The 26,955-nt window shown below is 62.7% G+C and carries 32 protein-coding genes; 14 read left to right on the top strand and 18 right to left on the bottom strand.

What is annotated here, in order from left to right:
• The first annotated feature begins 26 nt into the window (after positions 1 to 26).
• Together WDLP6_RS29385 and WDLP6_RS29390 are read left to right on the top strand one after the other, a co-directional pair.
• Positions 27 to 2,699: a DUF2726 domain-containing protein gene (locus tag WDLP6_RS29385; RefSeq protein WP_162570847.1), complete on the top strand. Its 2,673-nt coding sequence runs from the start codon at positions 27 to 29 to the stop codon at positions 2,697 to 2,699.
• A gap of 199 nt (positions 2,700 to 2,898) precedes the next feature.
• The gene (locus tag WDLP6_RS29390; RefSeq protein ID WP_162570848.1) at positions 2,899 to 4,353 is read left to right on the top strand and encodes an Ig-like domain-containing protein; all 1,455 of its coding nucleotides are present in this window, start codon (positions 2,899 to 2,901) and stop codon (positions 4,351 to 4,353) included.
• A gap of 231 nt (positions 4,354 to 4,584) precedes the next feature.
• Here the strand turns inward: WDLP6_RS29390 and WDLP6_RS29395 are convergent, their stop codons facing one another.
• The 4 genes from WDLP6_RS29395 to WDLP6_RS29410 form a co-directional block, all read right to left on the bottom strand.
• A complete protein-coding gene (locus tag WDLP6_RS29395; protein WP_162570849.1) occupies positions 4,585 to 4,791 on the bottom strand; it encodes a hypothetical protein in 207 nt (68 codons plus the stop codon).
• A gap of 151 nt (positions 4,792 to 4,942) precedes the next feature.
• Positions 4,943 to 5,449: a hypothetical protein gene (locus WDLP6_RS29400; RefSeq protein ID WP_102905942.1), complete on the bottom strand. Its 507-nt coding sequence runs from the start codon at positions 5,447 to 5,449 to the stop codon at positions 4,943 to 4,945.
• Positions 5,450 to 5,689: 240 nt separating this feature from the next.
• Positions 5,690 to 6,052: a hypothetical protein gene (locus WDLP6_RS29405; protein ID WP_162570850.1), complete on the bottom strand. Its 363-nt coding sequence runs from the start codon at positions 6,050 to 6,052 to the stop codon at positions 5,690 to 5,692.
• Positions 6,053 to 6,168: 116 nt separating this feature from the next.
• On the bottom strand, positions 6,169 to 6,654 hold the full coding sequence (locus WDLP6_RS29410; protein ID WP_162570851.1) for a hypothetical protein: 486 nt from the start codon (positions 6,652 to 6,654) through the stop codon (positions 6,169 to 6,171).
• Positions 6,655 to 6,919: 265 nt separating this feature from the next.
• Between WDLP6_RS29410 and WDLP6_RS29415 the strand changes: the two genes are divergently transcribed.
• Together WDLP6_RS29415 and WDLP6_RS29420 are read left to right on the top strand one after the other, a co-directional pair.
• The gene (locus WDLP6_RS29415) at positions 6,920 to 7,777 is read left to right on the top strand and encodes an SH3 domain-containing protein (RefSeq protein ID WP_162570852.1); all 858 of its coding nucleotides are present in this window, start codon (positions 6,920 to 6,922) and stop codon (positions 7,775 to 7,777) included.
• Positions 7,778 to 7,850: 73 nt separating this feature from the next.
• Positions 7,851 to 8,162: a hypothetical protein gene (locus tag WDLP6_RS29420; protein ID WP_162570853.1), complete on the top strand. Its 312-nt coding sequence runs from the start codon at positions 7,851 to 7,853 to the stop codon at positions 8,160 to 8,162.
• 190 nt (positions 8,163 to 8,352) lie between these two features.
• Here the strand turns inward: WDLP6_RS29420 and WDLP6_RS29425 are convergent, their stop codons facing one another.
• The gene (locus tag WDLP6_RS29425; RefSeq protein WP_162570854.1) at positions 8,353 to 8,508 is read right to left on the bottom strand and encodes a hypothetical protein; all 156 of its coding nucleotides are present in this window, start codon (positions 8,506 to 8,508) and stop codon (positions 8,353 to 8,355) included.
• Between the two features lie 162 nt (positions 8,509 to 8,670).
• Between WDLP6_RS29425 and WDLP6_RS29430 the strand changes: the two genes are divergently transcribed.
• Positions 8,671 to 9,588, top strand: coding sequence for an SLATT domain-containing protein (locus WDLP6_RS29430; protein ID WP_162570855.1), 918 nt, complete (start codon positions 8,671 to 8,673; stop codon positions 9,586 to 9,588).
• Positions 9,589 to 9,613: 25 nt separating this feature from the next.
• Here WDLP6_RS29430 and WDLP6_RS29435 read toward each other — a convergent pair whose 3' ends face one another.
• On the bottom strand, positions 9,614 to 9,940 hold the full coding sequence (locus tag WDLP6_RS29435; protein ID WP_162570856.1) for a hypothetical protein: 327 nt from the start codon (positions 9,938 to 9,940) through the stop codon (positions 9,614 to 9,616).
• A gap of 188 nt (positions 9,941 to 10,128) precedes the next feature.
• On the opposite strand from WDLP6_RS29435, the gene WDLP6_RS29440 reads away from it, so the two are divergent.
• Positions 10,129 to 10,653 (top strand): YgjV family protein, encoded by a 525-nt coding sequence (locus WDLP6_RS29440; RefSeq protein ID WP_162570857.1) that lies wholly within the window; start codon positions 10,129 to 10,131, stop codon positions 10,651 to 10,653.
• 288 nt (positions 10,654 to 10,941) lie between these two features.
• On the top strand, positions 10,942 to 11,325 hold the full coding sequence (locus tag WDLP6_RS29445; protein ID WP_162570858.1) for a hypothetical protein: 384 nt from the start codon (positions 10,942 to 10,944) through the stop codon (positions 11,323 to 11,325).
• Between the two features lie 436 nt (positions 11,326 to 11,761).
• On the opposite strand, the gene WDLP6_RS29450 is transcribed toward WDLP6_RS29445, so the two are convergent.
• The 3 genes from WDLP6_RS29450 to WDLP6_RS29460 form a co-directional block, all read right to left on the bottom strand.
• Positions 11,762 to 11,926: a hypothetical protein gene (locus WDLP6_RS29450; RefSeq protein ID WP_162595289.1), complete on the bottom strand. Its 165-nt coding sequence runs from the start codon at positions 11,924 to 11,926 to the stop codon at positions 11,762 to 11,764.
• Positions 11,927 to 12,136: 210 nt separating this feature from the next.
• Entirely contained in the window at positions 12,137 to 12,742 is a 606-nt protein-coding gene (locus tag WDLP6_RS29455) for a hypothetical protein (RefSeq protein WP_162570860.1), read from the bottom strand.
• A gap of 54 nt (positions 12,743 to 12,796) precedes the next feature.
• The gene (locus WDLP6_RS29460; protein WP_162570861.1) at positions 12,797 to 13,195 is read right to left on the bottom strand and encodes a hypothetical protein; all 399 of its coding nucleotides are present in this window, start codon (positions 13,193 to 13,195) and stop codon (positions 12,797 to 12,799) included.
• Positions 13,196 to 13,319: 124 nt separating this feature from the next.
• Here WDLP6_RS29460 and WDLP6_RS29465 point away from each other — a divergent pair, with 124 nt between their 5' ends.
• Positions 13,320 to 14,264: a hypothetical protein gene (locus WDLP6_RS29465; protein WP_162570862.1), complete on the top strand. Its 945-nt coding sequence runs from the start codon at positions 13,320 to 13,322 to the stop codon at positions 14,262 to 14,264.
• A 172-nt stretch (positions 14,265 to 14,436) separates the two neighbouring features.
• Here the strand turns inward: WDLP6_RS29465 and WDLP6_RS29470 are convergent, their stop codons facing one another.
• Entirely contained in the window at positions 14,437 to 14,991 is a 555-nt protein-coding gene (locus tag WDLP6_RS29470; RefSeq protein WP_162570863.1) for a hypothetical protein, read from the bottom strand.
• A gap of 220 nt (positions 14,992 to 15,211) precedes the next feature.
• Here WDLP6_RS29470 and WDLP6_RS29475 point away from each other — a divergent pair, with 220 nt between their 5' ends.
• Both WDLP6_RS29475 and WDLP6_RS29480 read left to right on the top strand, forming a co-directional pair.
• The gene (locus WDLP6_RS29475; protein ID WP_162570864.1) at positions 15,212 to 15,448 is read left to right on the top strand and encodes a hypothetical protein; all 237 of its coding nucleotides are present in this window, start codon (positions 15,212 to 15,214) and stop codon (positions 15,446 to 15,448) included.
• Positions 15,449 to 15,839: 391 nt separating this feature from the next.
• A complete protein-coding gene (locus WDLP6_RS29480) occupies positions 15,840 to 16,112 on the top strand; it encodes a hypothetical protein (RefSeq protein ID WP_162570865.1) in 273 nt (90 codons plus the stop codon).
• 30 nt (positions 16,113 to 16,142) lie between these two features.
• Here the strand turns inward: WDLP6_RS29480 and WDLP6_RS29485 are convergent, their stop codons facing one another.
• From WDLP6_RS29485 to WDLP6_RS29520, 8 genes are all read right to left on the bottom strand, one after another.
• Positions 16,143 to 17,120 carry a DUF2628 domain-containing protein gene (locus tag WDLP6_RS29485; RefSeq protein ID WP_162570866.1) on the bottom strand — a complete coding sequence of 326 codons (978 nt, stop codon included), beginning with the start codon at positions 17,118 to 17,120 and terminating at the stop codon, positions 16,143 to 16,145.
• An 83-nt stretch (positions 17,121 to 17,203) separates the two neighbouring features.
• Entirely contained in the window at positions 17,204 to 17,701 is a 498-nt protein-coding gene (locus tag WDLP6_RS29490) for a hypothetical protein (RefSeq protein ID WP_162570867.1), read from the bottom strand.
• Positions 17,702 to 17,827: 126 nt separating this feature from the next.
• The gene (locus tag WDLP6_RS29495) at positions 17,828 to 18,610 is read right to left on the bottom strand and encodes a hypothetical protein (RefSeq protein WP_162570868.1); all 783 of its coding nucleotides are present in this window, start codon (positions 18,608 to 18,610) and stop codon (positions 17,828 to 17,830) included.
• Positions 18,611 to 18,738: 128 nt separating this feature from the next.
• Positions 18,739 to 19,245 carry a hypothetical protein gene (locus tag WDLP6_RS29500; protein WP_162570869.1) on the bottom strand — a complete coding sequence of 169 codons (507 nt, stop codon included), beginning with the start codon at positions 19,243 to 19,245 and terminating at the stop codon, positions 18,739 to 18,741.
• Positions 19,246 to 19,286: 41 nt separating this feature from the next.
• Positions 19,287 to 20,351 (bottom strand): hypothetical protein, encoded by a 1,065-nt coding sequence (locus WDLP6_RS29505; RefSeq protein WP_162570870.1) that lies wholly within the window; start codon positions 20,349 to 20,351, stop codon positions 19,287 to 19,289.
• A 169-nt stretch (positions 20,352 to 20,520) separates the two neighbouring features.
• The gene (locus WDLP6_RS29510; RefSeq protein ID WP_162570871.1) at positions 20,521 to 20,802 is read right to left on the bottom strand and encodes a hypothetical protein; all 282 of its coding nucleotides are present in this window, start codon (positions 20,800 to 20,802) and stop codon (positions 20,521 to 20,523) included.
• Between the two features lie 585 nt (positions 20,803 to 21,387).
• Positions 21,388 to 21,669, bottom strand: coding sequence for a hypothetical protein (locus WDLP6_RS29515; protein ID WP_162570872.1), 282 nt, complete (start codon positions 21,667 to 21,669; stop codon positions 21,388 to 21,390).
• Between the two features lie 52 nt (positions 21,670 to 21,721).
• Positions 21,722 to 23,950, bottom strand: coding sequence for an RING finger family 4 domain-containing protein (locus WDLP6_RS29520; protein ID WP_162570873.1), 2,229 nt, complete (start codon positions 23,948 to 23,950; stop codon positions 21,722 to 21,724).
• A gap of 217 nt (positions 23,951 to 24,167) precedes the next feature.
• Here WDLP6_RS29520 and WDLP6_RS29525 point away from each other — a divergent pair, with 217 nt between their 5' ends.
• The 4 genes from WDLP6_RS29525 to rtcR are packed head-to-tail and all read left to right on the top strand — an operon-like array spanning position 24,168 to position 26,928.
• The gene (locus WDLP6_RS29525; protein WP_162570874.1) at positions 24,168 to 24,518 is read left to right on the top strand and encodes a DUF6283 family protein; all 351 of its coding nucleotides are present in this window, start codon (positions 24,168 to 24,170) and stop codon (positions 24,516 to 24,518) included.
• Positions 24,515 to 24,841 carry a hypothetical protein gene (locus WDLP6_RS29530; RefSeq protein WP_162570875.1) on the top strand — a complete coding sequence of 109 codons (327 nt, stop codon included), beginning with the start codon at positions 24,515 to 24,517 and terminating at the stop codon, positions 24,839 to 24,841. The genes WDLP6_RS29525 and WDLP6_RS29530 overlap by 4 nt, the downstream gene beginning before the upstream one ends.
• 17 nt (positions 24,842 to 24,858) lie before the next feature.
• Positions 24,859 to 25,272 carry a hypothetical protein gene (locus WDLP6_RS29535; RefSeq protein ID WP_162570876.1) on the top strand — a complete coding sequence of 138 codons (414 nt, stop codon included), beginning with the start codon at positions 24,859 to 24,861 and terminating at the stop codon, positions 25,270 to 25,272.
• A gap of 3 nt (positions 25,273 to 25,275) precedes the next feature.
• The gene (gene rtcR / locus WDLP6_RS29540; RefSeq protein WP_162570877.1) at positions 25,276 to 26,928 is read left to right on the top strand and encodes an RNA repair transcriptional activator RtcR; all 1,653 of its coding nucleotides are present in this window, start codon (positions 25,276 to 25,278) and stop codon (positions 26,926 to 26,928) included.
• Positions 26,929 to 26,955 lie beyond the last annotated feature (27 nt).

Consider the following 26,955-nt stretch of genomic DNA (forward strand, 5'->3'; position numbering starts at 1 on the left):
CGCAGTTCTAAAAAGAAGACGCTCCAATGGCAAAGTCGAAATCGCGCAAGTCTCGTAACCCCCGCGCGCAGCCGCCCGCGTCTGCGCCAACGGCCGCGGCCGCAGCCGCTGCCGAGCATCCATCCCCAGGACGGCGGCCCTTTTCGGAGCTCCAGGCGCGCGCGGAACAGGCTCGCGCTGCACAGGACTTCGACACGTTGCTTGCGCTGGGTACGTTGCCCCCGGCGGAAATCGACGCAGAGCCGGACAGCAATCTTCAGGCGTGGCTGGCCTTGCAGGAGGTTCGCGGGCTTGCCGGTGACGAATCTCTGGACGCCTACGACCGTGTCAGGCAATCGGACAAGCCCCGGCTGACGGCGGCGCTGGCTCGCCTGAGCGAGCACGACCCGGACTTTGCAGTTCGACCCGAATTCGACGTGTACCTGCGGACGCTTGGCTACGACCTCAAGGACGCCTTGGAGGGTATGCGATGGCTGACCACCGCATGCCGCGCACAGCCAAGCCGCCTCGACCTTCTCGAGAACCTCCGCGGGCGGGTGCTCCGCATCATGCTTCGGGATGACTACCAGGAGCACGACGAAACCTGGACGCAGGAGGTGGAGGTCCGCGCGAACGCGGCCGGAGAGGTCGACCTCATCCTGCGCGAAGCACTCGAGCGCGCCTGGACCTCCGAGCTGGACGACTACGGTCGGTTGCTTGTCACCGCTCTGCGAGCCGACCTGGACATGCGCGTCGCTCAACCGTGGGAGGCTGAAACCGCTCTCGCGTGGGCAGGGAAGCTGGAGACCCCCGCGACTGCTCCGTATGAGGAAGGTGCGTCCAGGTCGGCTCGGGACGCGCTCACCCCTCAAATCTGGGCCCTTCTGTGGGAGTTCCAAAACACTCCGGTCAAGCATTTGGATTCCGTTTTCAGCCGGTACCCCGAAGGCCTGGGGCCGCGGTGTGATGGGCTGCGCAAGGTCGTGACGAGCTTGACTGCTAATGGCAGCGACCAGGAAAACCTCTTCTTTGAAGGCATGGCGCTCCTTGCGAGCGTGGCGGACCAGGAGGATGGCATGTTCGGCCAGGCCCTCACCGTGCAGCACAAGGGCAGCGTAGAGGTGTTGCCCGTGGGCTGGAACTCGTTCCTCGCGCCCAGCCTTAGTGAAAGCCTTGCCCGGCTCATGGACGAGGCCGAGCGCATTCGCTTTCAATGGCGTGACGAACTGGCTTTGGCAGCTGTGATTTGGACGGCCCTCGCGCAATACGCGGTAATAGACAGGGAACTGCCTGGGGATGATTCCAGCTTCGCATGGCTGGGGGACAAGGTGCCGCTCTTCGCATTCCAGGCGGCGCATGTCCATCCCCTGCCAGCGCAACGCCTGTTGTTGATGCTCCGAGCACTGCACGGCTGGCTGAAGCGGGGGCAGTTGCCGCCGACCACCCACGTCTGGGCTGACTTGGAGGGTATCCAGTTGAGCGCGGAGGAGCGAGCCGAGGTGCGGGCGCTACTTGGGAAGCTCGCGGTCGCGGACATGGCCGAACCCATATGGGAGGTCTGGCTGCAGGTCGGGGGCCCCGCCTTTGCGGCTCTGTGCAATGGCTTCGAGACCCAAGAGCATGCTGGCGTGCTCGCTCTCGCGCGGCAGTTCCGAGATGACCTTGAGAAAGGGGAGGGTGGCTTCCGACTTGGATATCTCGAGCAGCTGGCAGGCTCGTCCAGCCTGTCCTTGGAGAGCTACCTCTCGGTACTGGCGGATGAGCGGAAGGCACCTTTCGAAAAGTCCACGCTCGGCAACCTGCGGATATTGCTTGACAAGGAAAAGAGCGAAGCTGCGGCCGCGGCTGCCGTGACGCGCCTTACCGAGGCCGCATTGCCTGAACGCCTCGCTGAGGCGCGTGGCGAGCTTCTGAAGCTGGCAAAGGCCCGGCTCGCCGCACTGAAGAAGGAGGCCCAGTACGAGAAGACCGCGGTCAATCGTTGGCCCTCCATCGGAGCTCCCGCCCGAAAGCTCCTGGGCGTCCTCGCCCAAATTCAAACCTACAGCAGCATGGACGAGCTCGCCGACTACGCCCACATGGAGGTGAAGTGGGTTCGGTTCCACTACGAAAAGCTCGTCGATACCGGCATGATTTTCGAGAGTGCCGGCAAGTATCGAATCAACCCGCACATCGCTCCGCTCGTCGAGCAGGAGGACCAGCACAAGCTTGTTGGCCGAATCATCCGCGCGCAGGGGACGAGCACCGTCAAGCAGGTCTTCAACAGCGGGCTCGAGTTCCGCATCTATCAAATCATGACACAGCTGTGCCCGAACCACCTGGTGTTCCCGAACTGCGCGTTGCAGAGCTTCATGAAGTACGAGTTGGTGAAGGAACTCGTGACACCCGAGGACTTCAACTACTACCTGTTGGCAAGCGTGGACCTGCTTGTGGTCAATTCGACAACCTATATGCCGATGCTCGCCATTGAGGTCGACAGCATCTATCACGACACGGAGCGCCAGCAGAAGAACGACGGGAAGAAGGACCGGTTGTTCGCAACAGCCGGGGTCCCGTTCCTGCGCCTGCGCCCGGTCGGTAGCCCCTCCGAGCAGGTCGTGCGCGGCCAGGTGGCGGAGCACCTCGACGAACTGGTCCGCACCCTGCGGCCGGAGATTCCAGGCTACGCGCAGGCCCGCATGCTCCTCGAAGACCTGTCCGGCGGAAAACTCGTTCCTTGAACGAGTCGCGCCGCGAGTCAACTGGTCAAGGCTTGGTGAGCGCTACGCCCGACTAGGCCGGTTCGACGCCAGGCGGGCGGCCAGCCCCGCGACGGGCTCACGTTCTTGGCCTCATGGCCGGCCGGATTTAAACGGTCGTTGGCTATACGCGAAAAGCCCGTCTCAATGCGCTTCCATGCGCTCTCCTTTTCGCTTCTCGATGAACGCCTTTACCATGCGGCGCTCTGGCGCCGCCCTCGTCCTTGCAACAGTGCTGGGCTTCGCCGGCGCCGCAACCGCCGCACCAACCCTTGTCTTCAAGGTGCCTGCCACGGGGCTTACTGTTTTGGGAGCGCCTCCGGTCGGCGGTCCGCGGTCCGAGACGCCGAGCGACTCCGCGTTCAAGGCGGCAAGCGCGAGATTGGTGAATCTCCAAGCATCCGGCGCCCTTACGGTCGGAAGCACTGTCGAGCTGGTGGCCGACGTCGTCGATGCCGAGGGAGCGAAGGCCCCCGACGGTGTGGAGGTCCGATGGGCCGCAGACGTGGGCTTCCTGTCCGCGCCGACCACCTATACGGCCGGAGGAAAGGCCCGCGTCACCCTTGAAGCCCCCACGTTGGCCCAAACGATTCGCGTGACTGGAACGACGCCAAGCAGCGCAGCGTCAACGTCTCTCGAGGTGGCGGCCCGGCCCGACTACGGGCGCGCCACCGTGCTCTACGTCTTCGCAGCGCCCTCCACGATATCCGCGGGCGGCCAGACCACTCTGCGCGCGCTGGTTGCCGACCCGCACGGGAATGGCGTGAGCGACGGAGCAACCGTGCAATGGGAGAGCACGAGTGGAACGCTCAGCGCCGCAACGAGCCGGACCGCCGGCTACGGCGAAGCGACCTCCATCTTGACGGCAGGGGGCAGCCCGGGCATTGCCGTGGTGACCGCAAAGGGGTCGGCCTCCGACCCCGGCAAGTCCATCAATGTCACCGTCAACCGACGGCCCGGGGTCTATTTCGCTCCGCCATTGCCGACCACGGCCGAGGGAGACAACGCCGCCGGCTCAACTTTCAACGTGAACGTGTTTGCGAGCAACACCGCGAGCGTTCCAATGCCGCGCGCCGACTTTGGCTGGGACGGCCAAGGTCCGATGCCTGACATCAGCAGTGGCTGCGCCGCGATGATTCCGGCCTACAGCAACTGCATGGCGACGTACAAGTTCAGCACTGCCCAGCGAGGCACCTACTCCGGCACGCTTCAACTGAAGTTCGATGGCCAGGTCCTCGACGCGGCTCCCCTGACATACACGGTCTACACCAACATCTCACTCACCTCTCCGCAGACCGACGGGCTCATGACCCTGCTCTTCCAGGCACCGTCGCGCACGTCCGGCGACCCGGACGTCTTCACCTTCAACTCGACGTTGACGAATCCCGCTTCCTCGCATGAAGCGGTGTCGGTCGCCGGCGTGCGCGTCTCGGGCATCACCAACGGGACGAGCGTGGGCCTCGGCACCTGTGGGGCTGCCCTCGAGCCTGGGCAAAGCTGCGCGATTCAGGTGGCCTTCGTTCGCCCCTCGAGCTTCGTGACTGCGACGAACTTCTCCGTTTTCGTGGCGAAGCGCAGCCCGGCAGGGCGAGTGGCGGAGCAGCTCTTCATGTTGAGGGTCAGTCCAACCAACTGATAAGGGCTCAAGGCCTGGTCATGGGCGGACGGTAGCCCAAAGACAAGCGACGCCGAAGCGCCGCTTGCTGCCTGCAGTCGATATGCATGGTGCTAGATGCTCTCGTCCTGGTCATTGGCACACCCGAAGGTGACGCAAACGCCCGGCTATACCGAGCGCGCGAGAACATCATAGGCCCAGTCGCGCCGCGGCGCGATGCCGTCAGTCGGCAATTTCAGCGACGGTGCGTGGTCATGGGCCGGCGGCGATGCGCTCCATATGCTCCTCGAGCAGCTTGAACCGGTCGTTCAACTTGTCCATGCGCTGCACATTGCAGTGAAAGCAGAGGAGCGGGCCCCACGCCGTGCCGGCGGGCCGGCCGCAGCGCCACAGGCAGAGCTTGCCCGTGTGGTGTTCTGCGGAATTTCCGGGGTGGTCAGGGTCTTGGTAGGGGAGCATGCGAAGGTATAGGACCGCGATGTCTCTATCGGCAGCGCGCCGCACACGACCAAGAAAAAGCCGCCCGGGTGGGCGGCTGGAAGGAGGTGTAGGGGGCGCCCTGGAGAACCAATGTTCCTGAGGAGGCGCGCGAACGTTGCGCCAGGCTGTCCTACTTGGTGGCAGGCGGAAAAATGCTGGCTCGCAACGCTTTCGACGCTCTTGGGCTGAGTGCCAGGCCGGCCTCGCGCGCATCGCTCAGGATGCATTGCAGGGGCTCTGCTGCGGCGTTGACCGCATCCGCCAGGGCAAGCTCCAGGAACGCACGCTCTGCGGGCGAGCCCTCCTTGCATTCAAGCGCTTGGCCTGAGACGTTGCAAACCCCCATACCGCTACCAGTCTCGTAGCGCGTGTAGAACGTCAGGCCGTCCCGGCGCTCGATTCGATACTTGCGGTCATCGTCCATTTCGCCGAACAAGAGGTTCGTCTCGAAGACGGGCTTCTTGGTGAACCCCTGGAAATCAGGGTTCGGGTCGTCGCTGTAGAACATCACCGCCTTGGGATGGAAGCGGTGCTCGAAGTCGGCTTCGACCACGGCCAGGTCCGGATGGCGCCCCGTGACATATTTTTCCACGAGGGATTTGACCTTGGAGAGGGTAGATTGGGTTTGCTTTGGCATGGATGGCCTTTGATGTAGTGGTCCTCTCGTGTGTAGCGCTTGGCTCCCCCGCGCCCTAAAACACCAAAGACACCCGGGTCGACGTTGACGCAGGGCTCGGAAGTGACTGGGGCCGAAGGAGCCTTAGCTGGCTGGGGCTAAGTTCAGGCGTCCAAAGAAAAACCACACCGGTGAGGGTGTGGTTTCGAAGCAGAACAGAAGTTCGACTTGGGCGTCTTGCAGTTGCCTGCAATGGCCAGGTTACCAGCCGGCCGGAATTCGGAGGGTTTCGACGGACGGGCGGCGTTGGGAGACGCGCTTGCGAACGACGGTGACCTCCTTGAACCGGGTCGGAGCAGGGACGTTTTCCAGCAGGAACTGCGGAATTTTCAGCTCGAGGAACGTGCGCGCCTTGGGGGCAGGCATCTTCAGGAGCTGGAAGTCCTCACGGATGTCGTCCAAGCTACGACTTGCGAGTTCGGCGTTCAAAGCGTGGCGGGACTTCCGACGCTCGTTGCGCTTCAGCATTCCCGTGAGGGCAGCACCATCGAACATCGAGCGGCGACCGCTCAGTTCGTAGCTTGCCCAGCTGTTGGGGACGATGGCAGCGTTGACAGTTTTCATGGAGAGAGTTACCTCGTAAAAAAGTTGACCTACTCCGTGTAGCGACGTCGGCGACGCCGCCCCTTGGCACGGCCAGGCGGCGGCGGGACGCTCCGGACCTAATCGCGCCGCGTGGGTCAGGCCTCCGCGACCTCTTCCAGCGAGATGAGCGCTTCCAGCTGAAGTCGGTTTGCCTTTATGATGCCGCCGACTGCGCCTTGCTCCGCCCCAAACTCCAAGCCGTTGCACGGCAGGCATCGCACGAAGCTGTCGCGCAGCGCCAGCTCGAACTCCTCCTGGCTGAGAGCCCCGCCAATGACTTCGTGCACCGACTTGCCGCTTCCCTTGCCAACAAGCTGGAGCTGTGAAGTTCCTCCGCACTTGGAACAGGTGCAGCCTGCCAGGTAGGCGTCCCGCTGGGCGACAAAGCTGGCGCGGACGACCTTCTTGCGAACAGCGGAGCGGTCGACGTAGTCCTGCTTGTTGCCGGCGTAGCGGCTCTTCGAGTAGCTGCGCGTGCATTCCTTGCACTTGGACTGCAGCAGCCCGGTTTGGCGGTTCTTCACCGAGAAATCAGTTTTTGGCTTGCACACTTTGCAGCAGCCGCATGTTTTCATCTCCATCACATGATGTCCTAAAGAGAAAGCCGGCTAGGCGCCGGCGAGTGAGTTCTTCAGGGTGTAACAAGCTGCGGCGGGAAATGTCCCCACCTAAAACGGATGGCCCGCCGGGTTGCATTTAGTAGATGACGTCCGAGCCGACGATGGCAATGCACCCACGAACGGAAATTGGTCGCATGCGGCGCTCCCTCCTCAAATTGGTGTAGCCAAAAGTTAACGTTTCTGGTCCACTTGGGCGCCATTGTTGGCAAGGCTGGAGGAGCGTTCGATGCAGAAGTTTGTGAATGTCCAAACCGTGAACCTTCGCAGTGCGCCCAGCACCGAGGGGAACGAGCCCATCGGCCAGCTCTCGCTCGGCCAGTCGGTCGAGCTGCTGGACGGCGGTCAGCCAGGCTGGCATCGGGTCAAGACTCAGGTTGACGGCAAGGACGTCGAGGGCTTCTGCGTCGAAGGCCTGGCGGACGCCCGAATCTCCTGGACCACGGCCAAACAGCCTACCTTGAGGGACCCCGCGTCGCCGGCGCGCGAAGCCCTGGCCGCGACGGCCGCGGAGCAGTGGCTGCTCTTCAGGAAAGGCGAAGGCAAGGAGAACGTCGAGCCGTTCAGCACCATGGTGGGCAAGATGTGGAAGGCGTTCAACAAGAATTTGACGGGCAAGGACCAGGGCATGCCCTGGTCCGCCGTGGCCATCTCCCTGATGGTGCGAAACGCCGCGAAGTCCGTTCCGGGGTACAAGGCCTTCCCTGAATCTATCGGGCACTCGAAGTACATGTGGGATTCCATCCGGAAGGCTGCCAGCGGCGACACCGCGGCCCCCTTCTGGGGCGTTGCCCTCGACAAGGCCAAGCCCCAGGTGGGCGACATCATCGGCAGCTGGCGCAACACGCCGTTCAGCTTCCAGCAGTTCCAGGCTGCGACCAAGAACCCTGAGACCCCTTGCCACTCGGACATCGTGGTCGCGGTCGGCCCGGACCTGGTGCTCGCCATTGGCGGCAACATCAAGCATTCGGTCTACGCCACCGGCTACCAGGTGACCTCGGACGGATTTTTGACTCCAAACCGTCGCATCGACGTCGGCGGCAAAGTCGTCGGAGAGGCCGTCGTTTTGATGGCCAACCGGGTCTAGCCCAATCTTCGAGGCGTGCAGCCTATCCGGCTGCGGCCCCCCTTTTTCCTAAACTGACCTGAAAACGAATCCCATGGTGAAACTAGTCGACCGGCAAACGTTTGAGCGCACCTGCGGAAGGGTAATGCCCGTGCGACGAAATATGGCAACATTCAACGGAGACAGCTTTAAGTGCGGCTGCGGCGGCGAGCACACCTTTGACACCGCGTATGTCCCCGTGCTGCTCGAAGGATTCAATGGCCGCTTCGTGGTCGCCTGCCCAAGGAACAATGAACTCATCAGCCTTATCAAGACGAAGATGAAGTTCGGCATTCTGTACAAAGAGTTGGAGCTTCTCGCCGCCCATGACACGGGAGCTGAGCCGGGGCAGCGCCGCGTCGCCTAGAGGGCCAGGCTGACACGCCGAAAGCGTACGGAGCTGGGCCAACAGTTCCGACAGCAAGAGCTCGGCAGCTCCATGGAGAACAATCGTTGCGACCTCGTCGAGCTCGATGGGCTCCAGGTTCACCGCGATGATGCTCGCACCGCGCTCGCCGCCAAGGTATGGCCGGAAGGCGCTGGATGCGCACCTGCTGTCAGCGGCGCGCGATGCCGCCGTGGCTTGCGACGCCTTCCTGGCTGTCGGCAGCACGGCTGCGGTCTTCCTGGCCAACGCATTGCCGCTCGGACATCCGGTCGCGCCGGTTCGCCGCATGGCTCGGGCCTTCGACAACGCCGCTGCTGGCCTCCATCGAGCTAGAACCTTGACAAGCCTATTCGGCTTATCGACACTGCGCCCTGGACGCTGAAATCGACAACTCCAACAAACGGGTCCCGCGGAAGCGCATGTCGAAAATGGCCGGGACTGGTCAAAGCTTGCGCGCCTTCGCCCGTCGACCTGACTGGAGGCTCGAATGAACGGCTTGGCAAAAACGAACGAAGTCACCTTGCGTTTCCCGGAACAGGGAAAACCGGTTAAAAGGGAGCACCTCTACGAGTTGTACAGTGATGTCATGGGGGTTCTGCAAAAGGACCATGACTGGTACATCCCGAGGAAGCGCGCTTACTACTTGCTCTCGCGGGTCACGCTAATTGGGTCGACCGCATTGCTGGGCTTTGCAGCCTTTCTTGCTTTCACCGACCAAAACTGGGCCCCGAGCTTCCTCGGCCTGAAGTTCGCCAATCCGGCTCAATTCGCCTTGGCACTTGCGGCTTTAGCGGCCTTCCTTCTGGCTGCGAACCAAGTCCTGATGTTTACGGGTACGTGGGTGCGGTATACGGAGGCCGCCATGAAGCTGAACTCACAGATGCTCGCTGCCCAATTCGACTGGCAACTATGCAGGATTGGCTGGGAGGACAAGGAAGGCGAGGCCTCCCCCGACCAGCAGGTTAAGGCGCTCACTCTGCTCAAGACTATGGTGGCAAACTCGCGCGCGGTCATGGAGTCCGAAACGTCGAAATGGAGTAGTGAGCTGGTGAAGGCCGTCGACCAGCTGAAAGCGCTCACTACTAGTCAGACGACCGCTACCCAAAGCCTCATCACCGCAGCAGGGAAGGCAGCAGTAGCCGCCTCCCCCGCAACCCTAAAGGTTAATTTCTCGGGCGCGCCGGACCGTCTAAAGGGACGCGAGGTTGTCGTCACCGTAGGGGACCACACCGAAAAGCGCACTGGTGTCGACTCAAGCGTGGTGTTCCCGAGCGTCGCACCTGGTACTTACAAGGTCGGGCTTGTAGGCACTGATGAAAAAAATGTCGAGGTCCGGGTGGACGGCATTGTGCAGGTTGAGGGCGGCTCGACGAAGGACATCACGCTTAATGTGCCGAAGGGTTAGCGCAGCCCGTTCCCCCGCCAGCTCTCTAGTTGCAGTAAGTTTGGTCGCCAATTTGTTGGCACGTCCGACCGTTGGGGCCATAGGTGGTGTCACCAATCTGCTGCCAGGTCTGCCCGTTCGGCCCGTAGGTAGTGTCTCCAATCTGCTGGTACGTCTGGCCATTGGGCCCGTACGTCGTATCGCCTATCTGCTGATAGGTCTGCCCCCGCGGCCCATAAGTTGTGTCGCCGATTCGCTGCCACGTCTGGCCGTTGGGGCCATAGGTCGTGTCGCCGATTTGTTGGTAAGAGCGGGTCTGGGCCACTGCCGGCAAGGCGAGCAGGCTAAGGACGAGTACGAGTGCAAGTTTCATAGAAATAGTTGTTTAGGGTGGTCGACGGCTTCTGGGCTTTTCGAGGTTGAGTCTACGGAGAACCGCGACTCAGGAGGAGGAACTCTGTCACGCATCCCTCAAGGCTATATCTTCCCTTTAGGGTAATCCCTAGCGCGTCCGCTACACTACCTGCACTCTCGGGGCCGGACCCTCAGGCCCCTTTTTCTATGAACGCCACTTACCTCATCAACGCCACCGGCTTGGTCGCACTTGTGCTGACTGTTCTCAGCCTGGTCGGCACCAGCGACAAGTTTCTTCGCAAGTCAACGGGCATCGCGTCTGCCATCTGGGCGGTGAACAACCTCCTGCTGGGGGCTCACACGGCGGCCGCACTGAGCGCGGTCTCGGTCGGCCGCCAAGCTTCCGCAGAAGCCGTGCAGACCCGCAGCGCGAGGACGCGGCTATTTGCATGCCTCAGCTTTGTCGCCGTTACCGTTGTCGCCAGCGCGCTGACCTGGAAGGGCTGGACCTCGCTGGCAACCGCAGCCGGCTCGCTGCTGGGCACATGGGCAATGTTCTATCTGCGCGGCGTCGGCCTTCGCCTTGTGATGGTGCTGGTCGCAGCGCTGTGGATGTACAACGCCTGGGCCTATAACTCGTGGTGGCAGATGGTGGGCACGTCCGCCTCAGGCGCTGCAGCGCTGTACGGCGCTTGGCGCACCCGCGCGGTGGACGGCGGCGGCGCGGCCTGAGCCCGTACCTGCCGACGAAAAGCACAAGCGAATAGGCCAGGCGAGCACTACGGCACGCAGCAGGGTTCGGCCCTCAAGCGGAACCGCTCTGGCTGCCGCCAGCCGAGTTAGAGTGCAGGCATGGCAACAATTCCTTGGCACGAAAGTTTGAGCAAGCAAGCTCAGGCTGACCTTTATCGGCTTTATGAAGTGCTATTCGAGGTACGTGACCTCCCGGCGTCAAACAAGCAGCGCGCGTTTGAGGCAGCGGCGGTCGGCAAGCACACTTGGCCAATAGTAGGCATCACCATGGACGCGCTGAAGCACCTCTGCACGAAGGGGACGTGCGACGGATTGCGTAGGGCCCATCGCGTCAAGCGCATCGACCGCGCGGCCGCCATGTTCGTCCGCGCGGAACGAATGACGCCCGACGAGCTGTTCAAGCACTTCTTCGAACTCGACGAGGTCGTCCTGGCGACCGTTAAAGAGAACGGCCGCCATGGGATAACGCATTGGGCCGAGGTCATCGACGTGCCCGTCGAGTACTTCACGCGCACCGGCATGAAAGCCGTCGCAACTGATGAGGACCTCGCTTGGGCCAACGGCGCGCTTCGGTCACGCGGCATCGCCGTCGTGCCGGAGTTCACCCCGAAGAAGCGCCGGCGCAAGGGGCCGGCGAAGAAATCCCACTAGGCGCCCGAAATCCTGGGTAACCGGCCTGGCGCGCACGTCGTGACCTGAGTGCCGTGCGGTTCCCGCCCGCGTCCCGCCCTGCAAATGCCCCAGGCGAGAAGCAGACCGCCCAAAGTGGGCGGGTTCGCGGGCGGGACGAATTTACTGACGAGGTCCGGAAGTCGTGCTCGTTCGTACCCGTGCCACGCCCCCCGCTCGCTAGGCGGGCCCGCCGGTCGGGAAACTCTTCTGCAATCCGAGCTACGCGCTTCAAGGCCCGAACCTGGCGCAGCACCTCGATTCGGGCGGGGTCGACGCCGTCCAACAAGTCTCGAACGGAGCACTGCAGTGCGGCCGCCAAGAGCATCAGTTCTGACGGGTCCGGCAAGGCCTCGCCCTTAAATGCACGCAGGAACCGATACTCGCCACGTGCATCATGGACCGTGCCTCCGCTCGCTCACAGACAGCTTCTACTCACGCTCACGCGGGTGAGCCCCAGTGCAGCTGTGCGCTCGCGCAGTTGCTGCGATACGCCCCATGCAACGCGCTCACCTTCCTTGACGACAGCCAGCTCGTCGGCTTCACGTAGTCTCTTGCTCGATGTGCGGGCGTAGCCGGACACGGACGACCGAGCTGATGATGGCTTGGAAGCAGGACCGCTTGACCGGTCGCGGGCGGCAAGGTCGCTCATGGGCTACTGATGGAGGAGGGCCGCCGGCGCAAGGTCGATGCGCGATGCGGACTGAAGGCCGCGGGGACTGCGCGGTCGATTTTACGGGCTAACCCTAACCCGAACCTTTAGGCCGGAATTTGGCCCTGGCCTCAGGTGGGCTCAGCACCCCCGGACGGCCCGCAGGACGCCCTCCCAGTAACTCTTTAGGTTCCCTTTGGAGAGGTGCGCGGACCGCTGACTCGCGGTGCGCGCGAGCTTGGCGCCGGCGAGCTCCGGTACCAGTTCGAACCAAGCCGCCACGCTGCGAACAAGTACGAAATGGCTGCCCGCGGCGAGCTGGTGCAAGGCGAGCTCTCGCGTGTAGGCCCTCGACGGGAGCTTCAGTTTCGGGTCGAAGTTCTCCGAGGCCCACGGGCACAGCTGCAGCGCCAGCACGTTGTTGCTCACAAGCTCGGGCCCCAGAGCCTCCCGGAGCTCGCGCAGGCGCTGCCAGGTCCATTGGCCATACCCGTTGCGGTACGCTGGTGCCAAGCTCTGCAGAGGCCAGCCGTCCACCACGGGGGGAGGGTGGTTGAACCCGTAGCCAGGGGTGGTCACATAGCTTGGGTTCGAAAGCAGCCAAGTGACCGGAGCGCCCAGGCGCCCCTCGTACAGCAGCGGAGCCACCTCCGAGCGCAGCCGGTACTCAGACCCCGGCGCAAGGCGCGCGTTGTAGGCGTCTAGGAAGGGAAGGTCAGCACTGAAGTCGAAGGTTGCACTCGTCATCGTCGGCACACTTTCCGGGCGAGGGAGCTCAACGCTCGGCCGCCTTGGCGGAGGTTACTTGGCGCAGTCAGCGGCCCGCACTTCGATGTCTGTCATTTTCCGGTCCGGACCGAAGTAAAGGCTCCGAAGCGTGATGCCCCGCTTCATGAAAGCAGAAAGGTTAGGCGATGCGCACTGCTGTTTCACAAGCGCAGCGCGCTGGGCCTTCTCGTCCATCGGAAACGTGGTCTCGTAGCGATACATGTACACCTTGTTGAAGGAGGTGTACGAGACGCTTTGCAAGATGGTTGTCGCGTTTACTCGACTCGGAAGGTCCTTGTTGAAAGCGTCGACGCCGGCTTTGGTCTCGGCGGCCAGCTCGCTCTCGGACATTTGAAGGATGCTGGCGGAGTTGTCGGCTGCGCCCGCAACGCCAGCAAGTAGAAGAACGAAAGGTGCGATGAGGGCGCGCATAGATATTTCATTTTGTAAGCAACGAGGTTCAATTGTGCCCGACGACGCTGAGGCTGGGCCAGGCTGTATCGGCAGCGTCGGGGCCGGGGCCTATACGAAGGAGGTCAACTCAAAACACTAAACCATGAAATCTGCACAAACCATCTCCCGCTTCGCCCTCCGCGACAAGACCACCGGCCAGCTGGTGCGCTACTACGTTGAGGACAAGAAGGGGGCATACGCATCGGAGCCCGTCGCCCATTTCCTGGCCTGCGGCCAAATGGATTCGGAGCTCCCGGTCTACGAGCAGCCAACCGCGCGAAAGCTTCACCGAGTGCTCCAGTCCGACACGCCGTCGTACAACGCGACGTACGACAGCCCGGGCCACGGCGAACTCGAGGCAGCCACCCTGGAAATCGTGCGCCGCACCGTCACGGAAGAGGTGGAGGCCTATGCTTACACGCCCCCGCCTCCTCTGAGGTCGCGCCTTCAACAGGACAAGCCGCTGCTGGTGCTGAGGCGCTACGCGGGCAATCCGAACCTGGACGCGACCGCTCGGACCTTCGAGGTCTTCAACATGCCCGAGGGCGAAACCCTCGCGAGCATGCAAGCCCGCGCGCGGAACGCGGAGGCCTTCCTGGTCAACGACTTCCGCTTCGTGGAGATGCTTGCTGTGTTCGAAGTCCCTGAGGACTACGTTCCGGACTTGCGCGGGAAGGACGGCTTCGCTGCCATCACCCGCGCGGTGGTCGAGCCGACCGAGCAGAAGGTGCCGGAGCCGGTTGAGCTGTGCGCATACGACGAGAACTCGCCGATGCCCGTGTCCGCGGCCTGGCCGCTGCGCGAGGAGCTGTGGCGCCCCTTTGTGGACAAGGACGTGCTCGTGACCTTCATCGCGGTCGTGCCCTTGCAAACATTGGTTTTCCCGTCCCCGCTCGAGGACTACCTGGTCGAGGCCTTTGACCGCCAGGTCGATGTCTCGGACGCCGAGTTCCGTGCGGTCGGTGCGCAGTACGACGGCTGGGATGACAAATTCGCCGGCGACGTCGAGCTCCAGGTCACCTGTCGGCTCATCAGCGTCGACGCATAGCGTGAACGTTTGATTTTTCAAGGCCTCTGAGTTCAACCTCAGGGGCCTTCCTCTCGCAGGCCTAAGCCGAGCGCCGGGCAAGTTTCCCAGGGCCGAGTAAAAGAAAAACGCCAGACCCGAAGGTCTGGCGAAATCAGCAGGGCGGGCACGGGAGGGAACCGCCCCTGCGATTTCAGCGGGGCGGTGCCGGCTGGGCGGGCGGTCTCGGCGTGGGGCATTCAATGAGCATGACGCCCGAGCAACGACCCCAGTCGCGCCAGAGGCCGAGCCCGCTCGCAAGAATCGTAGCGAGAGCGAACACGCCCCAAGCGATGAAGGTGACGCGAGTGCGCCTGCCTTTGCCTAGTCGCTCGAAATAGGACTCCCATCGTCCATGCTGAAGCTCCTCGGCTGACGGCTTGGCTGTTGGCTTGGCTGGCGCCTCGGCAATCTTCGCGCTATCCATGGGATAGGCCTCCAGTTCGAGGAGACGAAGATAGCCGCCAAGCAGCTTGAGATGGGAGTAGATGGCGTGCGACTTCCAGATGCCGTAGGCTACGACAAGGAAGGGCGTTATCCAAACCAGCGCTCCAAAGCCGAACCGGTACTCTGCGCTTGCAAGCCACGCAAAGATGGCTACGACGCCCAGGACGCAGGCCCTCTCCGTAAGCGCGAGTTCGGCCATGCACCCTTCGACTTCCTTGCGCAGGGCGATGTACTCTTCCTTCGGTAGCCAAGGTTCCGCCATAGTCCCTCCGTCGCAATGGACCGAACTGTGGCAGTGAACGAGCCAGAGGGCAAGCGTCGCACCGAAGCACCTTAGTGGCAGCCGTCCGCCAGCGCTCGCCGCTGTCGTACGTCCCGGGCATCGGCCGATTGTTTGCGACAATCAGGCTGGGATAGCAGCAGACGGTCGGGGAGCCTGGGGCCTGGCTACACGAATTGCACCCAACAACGAAAGGCCATTTGTGACCACTTCAACCATCCTTTCCGCCTCCATCAGCGCCATGCCTCGTGCGATGCCCGAGGGCATGTTCGACCCCATGCCGAAGGTTTCGGCGAAGCTGTCGACTGGCGAGGAAGTTTCCCTTTTCCAGTTCTACCCCGACGAGCTCACCTTCACCGAAGCGGAGTTTGTGGGCCTGACTGTGGAAGAGGCACGCAAGCTCCATCAGCGCAAGGACGTCGCGTACCTGCGGAGCTGATTGCACAACCACTATTCAAAAGGGCCGGAGACTTTTCCGGCCCTTCTTTCGTCCATCGCTTTCGTTATCAGCTCCTATGCACACAAGTCAGCTCCTTACGCGCCTCGGGGTCTTAGCCAGCCTGTCGACCCTCGGCCTTGCGGTAGTGCTCGCCGGATGTGACCGGAAAGCGGAAGCGCCGCCCATCGCGCCCGTGGCGTCGCGTCCGCTTTCGGACCCGCTGGGCCTGTTTCAAGAAATTCTGCGACCGTGCCAGGCAGTGCTGGGAGGTTCAGCAGAACGTGTTTGGCAAGCGCCAACGGGGAAGTGGGTTCGCAACAAGTTCATCCCGAAATCGCTAAGCTTCGACGTGAAAAGGACCGACTCCTTAGTATCCCCGTACGTGGCATACATGGATGTCAGATACTTTGAGGCGACGGACATTGACAACTCCGAGCAGGCCGTCAAAGCCCTGACAGTTCCAAACAAGCTGAGCAGCAACGTCGACCAACATTGGGTGCTGAAGTACGCCTTCAGGGACGGCAAATGGCAGCAGGGCGAAGTTGACTACTCCTTCGCGTTTCCCGATTTGAACATCGCCGAATCAGCGCCCAAGTCGCTACGCTTCGAGGACCTGGTCGAAGTCAGGCCAGACGCCACCGCTTGCGCAGTTCCGGCAACCTGAACACCTGCGGCGCTCTCCCGACCTGCGGGGTCAGCGGCGACACTCACTGGGTAGCAAGCTCGGCCTCATGTCCACAGGCTTGCAGACCCAGGTCACCCGGCCAGCGGCGTCCGCCGACGGGATGAGCTGGAAGGTGCGCCCATTCGCGGGGCCTGACGCAAGGACGAACTGCAGGACACCGTTGGACGTGTTCAGCTGCACGTCCTTAAGCCCATATGGCGGGCGCGTGTCGGAGAGCACCTCGGCCAGGCTGCCTGGCAGCCGCCCCTGTGCTTCGTAGAAGGACCCGACCTCTGCCGCTACCGTTTTGCCGTACATCAAGGCACTCGTCGCCTTGGCGCGCGTCGTGTAGTCCTGGTATGCCGGCAAGGCAATCGCGGCCAGGATGCCAATACCGGCCACCACGCCCATCACCACGGCGAGGATGAGCGCGATGTTGCTCGTGCCACCCTTGCTTGCGACCAGCACGACCTGGGCCTGCGGATTGCTGCTCGTGGCCCGTGCCTTCGCGACGAGGCGCTGGCAGTGTCGGTAGTAGCCACCATTTGAGATGAGCGGCGGCACGATGAAGATTCCAAGGAGGTACACGACGTAGCCCAGGCCTCCCGCAGTCGGCGAAACCGCGGCAAGCCCGCCGAGCGCAATGGCCAAGAGGTACGGCAGGAAGAAGTAGAGTGCCGCCTTGCCCCACATCTTGCGGTACAGCAGCCACCAGAACGTACAGAAGAAGGCCGGCCAGTGCCAACCGACCGAGGTTGTGCCCGCACGGTCGAAGGCCTCGAAACGGCGCAGGTAGTAGTCCCGATTCTTGTGGCCAATGGCCAGGCCGTACAACTCCGCGTCGTTGTCGCGGGCCTGCGCGCTCGGCGCCGCAGGCGCCTCGGCGGCTTTGCCAAAATCCAGGGAACGCTCTTGCGGGCCACGTGTGGTTGCCGGAACGGGTTTTCCGCAGCCAGCGCAAAAGTTCGCGTAGCCCGGGTTGAGGGTTCCGCAGTCAGTGCAATTCATGTGCAGGTCGGTCTTTCACAAGGGGTTTGCCTGCGCAGGGCTGCACCCGGCGGCAGGGGCTCGAACTAAGGGAAGGGGCGGGCTCAGGAGGTGACCTGGTACACACGCACCAGCTGCGCCTCGTCGGGGCTGAATACGCACGACCACTGCTTCTTGCCGGTGTATCCGCCGTAGCTGTTCTTGGCGTTGATTTCGAGCCCATACGAAACGCCTGGATGGGTCTTGCCGGCGTGATAGTCGTAGGCGGGGCCAAACCGCTGCGTCTCCGTCATGCGGGCGCTGTCTGGGTCCTTGAGCATGTCGCGCGCGGCCGCGCTGCACTTCGCCTTGTTGGCAGCCAGCAGCTCCGGCGTGGGCGGATTGGTGTCAGGAATCTTGGTGGCAAGCTTGCGCTTGGTCTCATCCAGGTTGGCCAGGATGTCTGCGTAGCCGCTGTTCGAGTTCACGCCATTGGCCTTCGAGTAGACCGACGTTTGTCCCTCGCCGCAGGGCACCTGGCTAAAGGTGTTGCCGCATCGATAGACGGTTTGGCCATGCACGGCTCCGCACAGGAGCAGCGCCAGCGCTGCGATAGTTTTCATTCGTTCTTCTCCTCGCCCGCGGTTGTACCGGCAAAACGGAGGCAAAGCGAGGGAGCTGTTCCCGAAACGTCGGTTCCTCACCACCCTTCGCGGACAAACTTCACGCTTCGTGCGACGCGAGGCAAGCTAGAGCTTGGGGCCCGCCCGCAACAGTCTCTGGAGAAGCGCTCTTCCGCCGGCGCTGTTCATGGTCAACGAAGCAGAGGTCCCCTGGGCCTTGTCGTACACCACGAGGTTCTCTCCGCTATCGGCCGAGCCCTGGTAACCCCAGGCGTCGATGTGCCGGGTCACGATGACCAGCTTCTCGTTTTCGAGCACCAGATTGCGGGCGAGCTCCAGCGCCTCCTGCACGCTTGGCAACCTCTTCAGGCTTGGCGTCGCGGTGAAATCCTTCGACCGGTAGGGGCACCACTCGAGCACGGCGACCTTGTGAGCAAGTACTCGGTGCACCTCCTCCAGTGGTACCTTCCAGTTTTGCCCGAGCTCAGTGGCCACACCACGAAGCTTGGCCATCTGCCGCTGCTTTACTGCCAGCTCTGCGCCACCCTTCCAATAGGCGACCCCAGGGTGCGTGCGAAAGGCCGGATTGAAGTCGTAAAACGGATAGCCGCCTGGCGTGTGCTGCTGCTGGATATTGGCGCTCTGTGCTGCAGTCATCGCCTCGTGTTCTTTCGGCCAAGCCTTGCGCCAAGCTTCATCGTTGTCGCCATAGCCTGCGTTAAGCGTCAGGATGACGGCCTCCGCCGTCCGCAGGTTCCCCAGCACGGGAATCGGCAGGACCTGGAGCTGGAACTGCGGATGCTTTGTAGGCTCGAGATGGGGCTCGTCCTTGGGGTGGACATACAAGGACTTTGGTGACATGTCCAGCTCTCGCCAAAATCGTTCGAAACGCTCAATGCCTTTGCTCATCCTCGACTCCGTCTTGCTGCGCCCGCTCGCTGGCGCGATTCGGGGAATGGTACGGAAGGAGCGATATAAAGCGAAGCTCAATTCCGGGTGCGTTGCGCAAGTCTCACGACCGCGGACAGGGGCTTGACTTATATTCGCGAGTTTCGCAGCCGCGCTGCCGCTCCGAGGTCAGGAGAACCGCTCCGCAGGGCCTGCTCGTCGCCTTCGTCCGCTGCAAGCCACGCTCGGACCGATTCGATATGCCGGTTCAGTTCGGCCTGGTCGCCAGCCCGGTATCGGTCCCGCAGCGACGTGAGAGGCTCGATGATGATTTCTGGCCAGCCGAACTGGTCAGCTGTGATGTCCGCCACGGTCGGCTCGCCGGCGATTTCCAGCTCGACCCAGTAGTGTCCTCGCCAGTTGCCGGAGACGTCTCGAACGCCATCGTTGTCGCCACCACCGCCGCGGATGACACTGCGGTGCGGTGTGAACTTGTGAAAGGCGTCCAGCAGCAAAATGCTCCCGAGCGCGCAGACGCCATCGGTGCGCTGATGCTTCAGCGTCATATCGAGCGTCTGGACGAGAAGTCGACGCATCGTGGCGGCAATCTCGAGCGGAGGGGGCAGGGCGGACTCCTGTTGGTGCGAACGTTGCAAGTGTGTCATCGCCGGGGAGCCTGCTGCACCGGGTTTCGGCGCTAGACGGCCCGCCCAGTGTTGGTGATGGCCGCGCGCTGCCAGCCTTGGCCGGGCACCAGGAACGAGTACGGGCCGTCGGTATCGATGGTGTCGGCAGCGAAGGCATCACCGCAGAGCCGGACCGCTGTGCGCCCCAGAAGCTTGTTGGCAACGAGTACATACTGCTCGGGCTCGTCGATATCCTGCTCAGAGATGCCAGCAACCAGTCCACGCGAAGGGTGGTGGATGGCAGCTCGAGTAGAGGTCTTGCCAGAAGCCCGGTCGGTTAGCACCGCGACGTAGGCGCTCAGCTCGGACTCGTCGGTGTACGTCGCGTCCGCCACGCGCTTCATCGCGACCGAGAGGGTGTGCGCCTGCTTGATGTGATAGACGCTGCGCAACACGGGCCAGGGGCTGCCAACCATCAGGCACGAGTGGGTAACAGACAACGGCGGCCGGCTGGCCACACCGTCAGAGTACTCCGCAGCGAAGCTGAGGGGACTTGCCTGCAGCTTCTCCAGGTCTTCAGGCGTGCCGTCCTTGACTCGCACCAGCAGCATCGTCTCGTCGTAAAAAGGCGTCTCGTCGATTTCGCGCCAGCAATTGGGCTCCGCTTCCTGCACGTGGCCGTCCTTCAGCTGCGCGCAAATCTGGAAGGCGAGGGTGGGCGACAAGCCAAACGCTTTGGCGGCATTCAGGTGCCCCGGCAAGACGTCAAGCCGCTCAGGCGAGATGCCCGACGCCTTCGACAGGTCCGCTGCGACGGCTCGCGGGTCGCTCAAGCGATTGAGCGTGACGCCCCGCGGGCGCGCAAAGACCGTGGCCAGGGCGGCCAGCGCGTAGCCGCTGGAGTAGTTGTTCCCGCCTCCACGAAGCGGCTGGAACATCGACGAGCTCAGCATCCCGTCGAGCTCTTCGAGCGCACCGTCGTTGCCCGGCCGGGCCGCCTCTGCGCCCAGCGTCATCATCCGGGTGCTCTCGTTGCGAGCCAAGAGCCGGAAAATCTCTCGCCCGACAGGCCCTCGAAGGGCCGACGCACCTTGGGCGATTGCGTTGAGGCTCCTGATAAGCTCTTTGTCGTTCATTGGGCGGTCGGCGCGGAATTGGCGCTTATTTTAAGTAATTTGGGGCGCGGATTTTAGCAAAGATTGTTTTAGGCCACCAGCATTATATTAGACTGGTTTAGGCCCGCGAGAAGCGAAACGCCCTTCGAAGACCAAGAGGTCCGCGAAGGGCGTGCGAAAAAGGAGTTCTCTATGACTCGGCGGCGTCCATGAACTTGGTAGTTGCCCACAAGCCGCGCTTGAACTGCTTGATTTCGCCTTTGGCTACCAATTCCCGGCGAACTGCGTCAAACACTCGACTGGCGATGATGGCATGGTTGGCGGGGAGGGGGTTCGTCCGTTGGAGCCATAGGCCGCCGTGCTTCAGCAGGTGCTGTCGCACTTCATCTGGTGTAGATGTCGCGTTCCCGAGGAGGCGCTCTCGAGCGAGGTCGAAGAGCTGCTCGGGGATTGGAGTAGTGCCGAATTTCATTGGTCGAAGGTATTGGTCCGGAGTTTAAGGGAGGCCTGTACCCGGTATAGGAAACGGTCGCAGGCCCGGGAGCTCGACCGTGCCGTCAAAGCTTGAATAGGCCGGCCTTGGCCGCGGGGGCCGCGCGCTCACCCTGCATCGGGCGAAGCGCCTCGCGCCAGGCCTAAAAGTCCAATCCGTTCGTCCCGAACACGTTCCCGTGAACGGCGAGCCCAGAGCCATGGTCCATTGGCAAACCGTTTGACGGAGTGACGGAGCCGAACGGGTCGGCGACGTACCAATCATCCCGGAGTCGACCGCGGCACGGGAGTTCGCAGAACGACAGCTGCGGCTGACACGAAAAAGCCTGCTCGCATCGCTGCAGCAGGCCTTCGGTAGTAGGGTGACAGAAATCGCAGCGCCTAAATTTCGAAGTGTGAGTTAGAAGGAAGGCGGCCACATGGCTGTCGAAGATACGACTGGAATTCCGGGGCCTAAGTTTCAACCAAAAGAATTTAGAAGGAAGGCCATCAGATAGCAGTCACACAAACATTATAGCATGAAGTTTTTATACTTTTGAGCCTGTTGCTTGAAATAGTTTAAGGCTCACCTTGGATAGTCGTGCACAAGGCGACCGATTTCGCCAACCGTCATGGTGCTGAGCCGCTGCATGCTCACGTATTCGCCATGGAGGACCTCCTGCTTGGCCGCTTCGATGGCACGGTTGCGCGCATCGCCAATCACTTGGCGACGCTCGTCGTTCGACTGCGATGCGGCCGCGCGTAAGGACCGGTGGGAGTCGATGAGCTGCTGCAGGGTCAAGGCGCCTGTCAGGTCCATCTCCTCGCCGTAGCGCCGCAGCTGCTCCCAAACTTCTTCGATTAGCACGGTAGTTCTCTCTTGCTCGAGGGCGGCATGCTTCCACGCCGCCCTCATTTGTTTACAGCCAGTCCGCCACGACCTCGTCGAGCTCATTGAGCTTGCGCTCGTCCAGGACCAGGTCGGCCTCTTCGCGCGTCGAGACAAGCTCCCCGCGCGCCTGACCATGGAGTTCGAAGAGCTCCTTGAGGCTCACCCGCTGGTCCTGCATGGCGATGACCGCCTTCAGCTGCTTCACCGCCCGGCCGCCGGCCGACTCCACGGTGTTGTACATGTTGCGTCCCTTGAGGGACAAGTCCGCCCACACCACCTGGCAGGTCGCCAGGTCAACGACCATCGGCACCATGATGACCATCGCTCCGTTCACGGAAAACTTGTGCTTCACAGTCTTCGGCTCGAAGTTGGCACCCTTGGTGGCATCCTCACGCTCCATGAACCCGGCGAAGCACGGGAAGGTGTCGAAGCTCTGCCCCGTGTACGAGAACACCGTAACCGCGGCGTAGCGCACGCCTTGCACCTTGAGCGCCGCCAGGTCCAGGTCAATGAACTCGCAAGCCCCTTCCGGCCCGGAACCGGAGCGCAGGTCACCGGAGTGGGCGCTACGGCCGTACGACCGCACGTTGGTCCAGGACAGGTGGTCCTTCTTGTTCCAGTGCTCATCGTAGAGCGCGCAGGACAGGTCGACGTCGATGTGCGGGCCCGCCCAGTGCATGAACAGGCGCACGATTCCCTTGGACGACTCCAGTGCGACACGCGAGCCGCGGGTCATCGGGGACATGCCGGACGACGCGCTGCGCTGGGAAAACGGCACCAGCACTGCTTCCAGAGCCTCGTCCACGAAAACCTTCCCGAGCGCCTTGCGCTCAGCAAAGCGACGACGCAGCTCCTTGTCGACAAGGTCCAGCACGGCGAAGCGCGCCTCCGCGGCCAACGGCTTGCGTCCATCCCCATCGACGATGTACATCTTGGCCACGGAGCCCTTCGGCATGAAGGCCCGGAACTCCGACTTGGCCGCACGCTGGCGGAAGTGCGCCAGGAGCGTCAACAGGATGGTCGTGCTGACGGACTCCACGCGGAGTGCGCCAAGCACCTCCTCGAACGGCAGGCCGCGGCTGAGCAGCGCGTCAAGCTTGCGAGCAAGCTCACCCGGGCGCTGCGCCAGCGTTTCGAGCAGGGCGAAGCGCGCCTCCTGCTTGTACAGGTTCGAGTGCACGAGCAGCTTCTCCACCCGCGACGCGTGAGTCGTGATGTCGTCCTCGCGATTGCGCAGGGCGTCAAAGCACGCCCATGCCTTCGGGAACCGCGCCTTGAACTGGCCGACGTGCAGCACTTCACCCAGGCGCAGCCAGCGGCCGCGGTAGCCGAGCATCTCCTCGAGCACGTACGCATCGGCTTGCTTGAGCGCATTGAACGCTGCCATCAAGAACTGGCGCTGACCGTTGTTCAGCTTGAAGCGCGTCACTTCCTTGAGCGACACGTCGCCCCCGCACAGCGCGACCGCCAGGCGGAGCACGTCCGTCGGGGTCTTCAGAAAGCGCAGCAGGTGGGCACGCTCCACACCCTGCTTCAGCAGGCCCGCGGTCACGAAGGTCGCGGTCTCCTTGAATGCCATTTCATCCGGCAACCGGCGTACGACGGCGTCAGCCTGCAGCCCGATGACCGCCGACACGAAGCCTTTGTACGACTCGGAAAGGGACGTGCGCGACCGTACGACGTTGTCGAACGCCTGGAAAACGTGTTCTTCGGTAGCCAGGCCGAGGAGCTTCAGCGGGGTGAGCTCGTCCAGCGGCACGACGTTCGTCTGCTCGACGTTGATTTCCGGCACCTGATGCTGGCAAATCGGGCACGCACCGAACTTCTCCAGGTCGAACAGCCGGTGGTTCACCAGGTGACCGCAAGAGAGCGCCGTGTACTGGCCACCCAGAATCGGGCCCAGGGCCGACTCGGCGTAGCCCATGAACCGACGGACGAAGTAGTCGAACGTGTCCGGCACGTCATGCGGGAAGTTCTTGAAGAGCGGGCGGTACTTCACCTGCGCGCCGACTGCCTCGCGGAGGATAGCCACCAGGCGACCATGGAACGCCTTCAGGCCTGCGACATCAAGCTTGCGCAGCAGTGCGCACAGCTCACCGTCCAGGGTGAAGCCCAGCTGGCCCACATCTGCCAGCACTGCCGGGATGAGCGTAACCGCGCTGCCGTTCAGAGCGGCAGCATCGACAGACAGGAACACCTTGCGCTTCTCGCGCAGCAGGAAGGATTGGACGACAGTGTTGTTGGCAAAGGAATTCATAGCTTGCTCGGTGTGTTGTGAAGGCTGCACTGAGGGCTGCCCTATATCCGATTCATTGCAATGCCCGTGCCAGCACGCCCAGCGAACGGCCTAAACAACACTAAGCCTTTGATTTCATTGCGCTTTCCCTATAAAACCTTAAATCTAAAATCCTTGTTGAAAATTATCCACTAGGATATAATCTATTCATCGCAGACTGAACACCTATCCAAAAAACATGGCCTGGAAGCTAGCTCGGACCCGCCAATGCGCAAAGTGCCCATGGCGCACTGACGTTGACCCGCGCGACATCGCCAACGGCTACTCGGAGGAACGGCACCGCGCCCTGGCGAGAACCATCGCCAAGCCGGCCGATTTCACGAGCCTGGATGCGCCGCTGCACATGATGGCATGCCATGAGACGGAGAAGGCGCACTGCATCGGGTGGCTCGCAAACCAGGTCGGCCCTGGCAACAACATCCCGCTGCGCATGCGGCTGCGAGATTGCGAGAACGCCCACCGCATACAGACCGTAGGTGAGCAGCACCTCACCTTCGACGACACCCTCCCGAAAGACACGCCCAAGTGAAAACGCTCCGGTTCTACGGCCAGTTCGACGACCAGTTCAACCTGGATATCAACGGACGCTATGTCGCGCAGGTCAACGCAAGCCAGCGGCTCGCGCACTACCGGATTGAGTCGCCCGAGGGCGAGTTCATTGTGCACGCCACCTTTGCCCCCGAGCAGCTGCCCAGCGATACATGGGCCATTGGCGTCGCAGCCGGCTCGGCTGGCAAGCGCCTGCCTGCTTGGCCGATGCGATTTGAGCAGGATGCTTCCCTCGTCATCGAGGCCCCCGATGAAGCTGTTGTCATCCACGGCGACCACGCGCTCTTCGGGCGCTACGTCTAAACGATTTCTCCGCCCCCATGACCAAGAAGTTCATCGTCACCTACCGCCCGCCGGAGCACGCCGGCAAGCTCATCGCCGTCGAGCATGAGTCGGCCGAAACGCTACTTGAAACGCTCCTGCCGGCAGCCGTCTCCGCCCTCCAAACGGACAACGGTCCGTTCGAACTGTTTGGAAAGCGGTTCGACGTGGAGGCCTTGATGGTCTGGGTGCCTGACGACCCAGTCCGCCACGCCTACGACGAGCGCAGGGCGAAGCTGGAAGGGCGGCCGGCACCGGTGCGGTACGAGGACAGCCGCGGCCTGATGCGCCGCTACGTGGCTCCGAAAGTGGAGGCACTCGACGACTGGTTCGACCGAATCGCCAAGGCGGGCGGCGCCCGTAGCTACGAGCTCGAGCGGGAAAACTCGGAACTCATGCGGGCGGAGGCCTGAGCCATGAGCAGAACCGTTGTCCTTGGCTTTCTCGGCAGTCAGCTCGACTCCGGCCTCACGGCCAAGCGGTGGGAGCGCTGGCGCCCAACCGTGAGCCTGGCCGCGCAAGGTGAGATTCCCGTCGACCGCATTGAGCTGTTCACGTTCAAGGCCGCTGAATCCGCCTTGGCCGAAGTCGTCAAATCCGACATGGAGACCCTCAGCCCGGACCTCCAGGTGACCGTGCACGACCTCGCCATCAACGACCCGTGGAACTTCCCGTCCGTCTACGCCGCGCTGCACGAGTTTGCCCGGGGCTATGAGTTCCAGGAGGACACCAACTACTACGTCCACCTGAGCACAGGCACGCACGTGGCGCAAATCTGCCTCTTCTTGCTGACAGAGGCGCGCTACTTCCCGGGCAAGCTCCTCGGCACCCGAAAGGGCACCTCTGACGGCAAGCCGTGGGAAGGCCGGGCGGAGGTCATCGACCTCGACCTGTCGACCTACGACCAGCTCTCCTCGCGCTTCCGACGAGAGCAGGACGACGACCTGTCCCTTCTCAAAGGCGGCATCGTCACGCGCAACGCTGCTTTCAACCAACTGATTGCTCGCATCGAGAAGGTGAGCCTGCGGTCGACCGCGCCCATTCTGCTGACAGGGCCGACCGGTGCCGGCAAGAGCCAGCTGGCAGCTCGCATCCACGCGCTGCGTGCCCGCAAGCGCATGGCCCAGGGTGCCTTCGTGGAGGTGAACTGCGCGACCCTGCGTGGCGAGAACGCGATGAGCACGCTCTTTGGCCACAAGAAGGGGGCTTACACCGGAGCGACGTCCGACCGCGCTGGCCTTTTGCGCTCGGCCGACGGGGGCATCCTCTTCCTCGACGAGATTGGGGAGCTGGCGCTCGATGAGCAAGCCATGCTGCTGCGCGCGCTCGAGCACAAGCGATTCATGCCCCTGGGCGCCGACACGGAGGTCGAGAGCCGGTTTCAGCTGCTCGCAGGTACCAACAAGGACCTGGCCGTCGAGGTGTCGAAGGGCACGTTCCGCGCCGACCTGCTTGCTCGCATCAACATGTGGACGTTTGAGCTTCCGGGCCTTGCTGCACGGCCGGAGGATATCGAGCCGAACCTGGACTTCGAGCTTGAGTGCGCAACCGAAGAGCTTGGCACCAAGGTCTCCATGAACAGCGAGGCGCGCGAGGCCTATCTCGACTTTGCCGGCAAGGCACCCTGGCCTGGTAACTTCCGGGACTTCAAGGCTTCAATCGCCCGGATGGCCACCCTTTGCACCGGCGGCCGGATTCGTCTGAGCGACGTCACGGACGAATGCGCCGTCCTCGCTCGGCAGAACCGGTTTTCCGAACCTGCGCGAACCCGGCCGCACCCGGCGGGCGACTTGGGCGATAGCCTCACCGGCGCGGTGGACCGGGTGCTGGGGTCGCGCGCGAGCCAATACGACCCCTTCGACCTGGCACAGCTCGAGACAGTGCTGCGGGCGGTTGCCACCGCCCGCAGTCTTGCCGAAGCGGGCCGTCATCTGTTCTCGGTCTCTCGACAAGGCAAGGCGAAGAGCAACGACTCGGACCGGCTTAAAAAGTACCTGGCCCGGTTTGCCCTTGAGTTTCTTGAAATCAAGCAGCAGCTGGGCGGTAGTCCGGGGGCGCTGACGGCGTAACCAAATCCCGCGCCGCTCGCAACGCGG

The sequence above is a fragment of the Variovorax sp. PBL-E5 genome (assembly GCF_901827185.1).
Classification (GTDB): domain Bacteria; phylum Pseudomonadota; class Gammaproteobacteria; order Burkholderiales; family Burkholderiaceae_C; genus Variovorax.